This is a genomic window from Ameyamaea chiangmaiensis (genome assembly GCF_013376175.1).
GTDB classification, from domain to species: domain Bacteria; phylum Pseudomonadota; class Alphaproteobacteria; order Acetobacterales; family Acetobacteraceae; genus Ameyamaea; species Ameyamaea chiangmaiensis.
In genome coordinates, this window is sequence record NZ_JABXXR010000229.1 from 1 (window position 1) to 2952 (window position 2952).

Here is a 2952-nt window from a genome sequence, read left to right on the forward strand (position 1 = left end):
CGACAGCCGTAGCTGGCTGGCCAGCCGGTGCAGAAGCCCGGGGCCGTCCGCCACGACCGGGCGATGGCCCGATGCGGCCACCGGCAACGTCCGCGAACGCGGCGTTGGAAGGGGGGAGGGGTAAAGCTGTCGGATCGCGGCCCTGTCCGAGACCTGATCCCGGGCGTGGGTCTCGTGGCCGTCCACGCGTTCCAGCAGCGGATTGCGTTCGAGTTCGCCTTCCACGAAGGCCGCGGCGTCAAGCGTGCTGAACTGCAGCAGCGCGATCGACTGACGCAACTGCGGCGTCAGGGCAAGTGTCTGCGCCTGTCTGAGCTGAAGCTTGGGCGCAAGTGTCATGGACTGGCCGCCTGCCACCGAAACCGCCGGAACCGCTGTCAACACCCACGTCCGGACGCTAACGCCCGGACACGGATGTCAGAGCGAGAAATTCTCGCCCAGATAGACGCGGCGCACATCCTCATGGGCCACGATCTCGTCCGGCGTGCCTTCCATCAGGACCTGACCGCCGTGCATGATATAGGCACGGTCGATGACTTCCAGCGTCTCGCGTACGTTGTGATCTGTGATCAGCACGCCGATGCCCCGATCCTTCAGATGCGACACAAGATCGCGGATTTCACCCACCGCGATCGGGTCGATACCGGCCAGTGGTTCGTCGAGCAGGATGTAGTGCGGCTGGCTGGCCAGCGCGCGCGCGATTTCCAGCCGTCGACGCTCGCCACCCGACAGGGCAAGCGAGGGGGAGCGCCGCAAATGCGTAATGCCGAATTCGCCCAGCAGGCCGTCCAGCATAGCCTCGCGTCGTTCGGGATCGGGCTCGACGACTTCCAGCGCGGCCAGAATGTTCTGTTCGACGTTCAGGCCACGGAAGATGCTGGCTTCCTGCGGCAGATAGCCAATTCCCAGCCGCGCCCGCCGATACATCGGCAGTTGCGTGATGTTGGCGCCGTCCAGCGTGATCGTCCCCGTGTCCGGCTGGACGAGGCCCACGATCATGTAAAAGCTGGTCGTCTTGCCCGCGCCGTTCGGGCCCAGCAGGCCCACGGCCTCGCCGCGATGCACCTCCAGCGACACGTTCTGGACCACGGCGCGTTTCTTGTAAGTCTTGCCGATTCCGCGCGCATACAGCCCCTCGGGATGCGCCGGAGCGGGTGCGATCCCCGATGGCACCACGGCCTCGGTCATCACGGTATCGTCGTTCATGGGGCGCCTCCCTGCTGGGCCGGGCCGGTCGGCGCGGGCTTGGAATTCGCCTCGTTCGGCACCACCAGTCCCTGAACACGCGTGCCCGGGTCCTGCGTCATGGTCGCCAGACCGGTGTGCATGTTCACGATCGCCGCCGAACCGTTAAGCTGGTTCGCGCCACGCGTGATCTTCACCCGTCCGACGATCCGGGCCATGCCGGTGTCGGGCACATAAACCCCCCGGTCGCCGGTCACCGTCTCGGTCTGCGTGCGGACCATGACATGGCCGAACGCGTTGACCTTTTCCAGCTTGGTCGACCCGTTGTTCAGCGGATCGCCCGTCTTGCTCGGGTCGGTGCCCACTGGCGGCGCGGGGTTGGTGGCGTTGGGCGTCGTGGTGTCCGACGGCTTGCTGTAGGCGACCAGAACGTCCGCGTTCACGCGTCGTCCGTCATTGGTGGTGACGGTGGCGTTCCCCCGCCCGATCGAGATGTGGGTCTGGGAGTGGTATTCCATCACGTCGCGCGCGGTCATCACGTCGTTGGGCGTCGTGACCTTCATGGCCGAGCCGGTCATCAGCAGCGTCGCCTGGTCCATGTCATAGACCGCCTTGTCGCCCCAGGCCTGGTCGGTGTCGGTAAAGATATGGACGTGCCCGATGGCCTGCAGACGATAGATCTCGTTCGAGCCGGAATCGTCGCCGCCCATCACGTTGTCGCTGCCGCTCTTGGGTGCTGCGGGCGGTACGGGTGCCGGCGCGCCGGATGTGGCCTTCTTGCGATAGAACGCGATCAGCCGGTCGGCCGTGACGGTGACATTGCCGCGGATGGCCTGCGCGTGATCGTAGGCGGTGACGGTCTGGTCGTTCTGGTTCCAGTCGAAGCCGCCCAGCGAGCTGACCTGGATCTGGCCGCCGTGCGACAGGTCGATCCCCTCTGCCCGGGCGTGGCCGCCGCCGACAGGCAGCAGGGCTGACAGCAACGACGCAAGTGCCACCGTGCGAGGCGCCATGCGCCGTGGCGGGAATACCGGAATGCGGATCATGGCTGGGTGCCTGTCGAATGTGGCCCTGAAACGGTCGTCCCCGCGGGGGCCGAACGGGCCGACGCCGCACTCTTGTCGGCGCCCGAATCGTCATTGAGGATCAGGCGCCCCGGCCCCCGGAATTGCGCCAGTCCTTCGTGTTGCGCCAGGAACCACCCCTGCGCGTCGAGCACACCGAAGGGCCCTTCCGCATGCACCCAGGTGTCTGACGCGACGATCCCGCGTTTGAGGTCGATATCAGCGGTGGGGCCGTACATGATGATCCCGTCGTTTCGATAGAGCGTGACGTTGCCGGTCAGTTGCAGCGTCTGTGCGTGTTGCATGTACACGCCTGTATCGCCCGTGACCATGACCCATCCACGCCCCGACAGCAGCGTGTCGGCCACGGGACGGACCAGATCGACCCGTTCGGGATCGACCTGCACCGCGCTGTCCGCCGTAATCATGTAGGGTCGCTGGTGCGTATCGAGACCGCGATAGATCGCCCCGCTCATGTTGCCGCTGCGGATGCGCAGGCGCGCGGCCTGCGTCAGCGCGATGCGGTTCGAATTGATCAGGTGATCGATCTCTGGCCACACCGCGATCGACACCAGCAAGAGCAGCGCGCAGCCCGGCAGCACCCACTTCGCCCAGCGCAACAGCTGCCGCCGCCGGGCGAGCTCGGATTCGCCGGGGATGGCGCGGGTCGAGGCACGCGCCGCGCCAAGGGCCGCGCGCTGGC

General features: G+C 66.6%; 3 protein-coding genes and 1 pseudogene. All 4 read right to left on the reverse strand.

The features are described 5' to 3' along the window. A pseudogene (locus HUK82_RS17230) lies at window positions 1-339 on the reverse strand (hypothetical protein); the annotation flags it as partial. 78 nt (window positions 340-417) lie between these two features. Continuing rightward, window positions 418-1188, reverse strand: a complete 771-nt coding sequence (gene lptB / locus HUK82_RS15600; protein WP_176614819.1) for an LPS export ABC transporter ATP-binding protein — start codon at window positions 1186-1188, stop codon at window positions 418-420. Window positions 1189-1202: 14 nt separating this feature from the next. Continuing rightward, window positions 1203-2231, reverse strand: coding sequence for an LptA/OstA family protein (locus HUK82_RS15605; RefSeq protein WP_176614817.1), 1029 nt, complete (start codon window positions 2229-2231; stop codon window positions 1203-1205). Beyond that, a partial coding sequence (lptC, locus tag HUK82_RS15610) for an LPS export ABC transporter periplasmic protein LptC (protein ID WP_176614818.1) occupies window positions 2228-2952 on the reverse strand: 725 nt, incomplete at its 5' end. The genes lptC and HUK82_RS15605, both read right to left, overlap by 4 nt.

Bases quoted from the DNA above. Each gene is read 5' to 3' on its own strand.
- lptB (WP_176614819.1), bottom strand. From the start codon at position 1,188: ATGACCGAGGCCGTGGTGCCATCGGGGATCGCACCCGCTCCGGCGCAT.
- HUK82_RS15605 (WP_176614817.1), bottom strand. From the start codon at position 2,231: ATGATCCGCATTCCGGTATTCCCGCCACGGCGCATGGCGCCTCGCACG.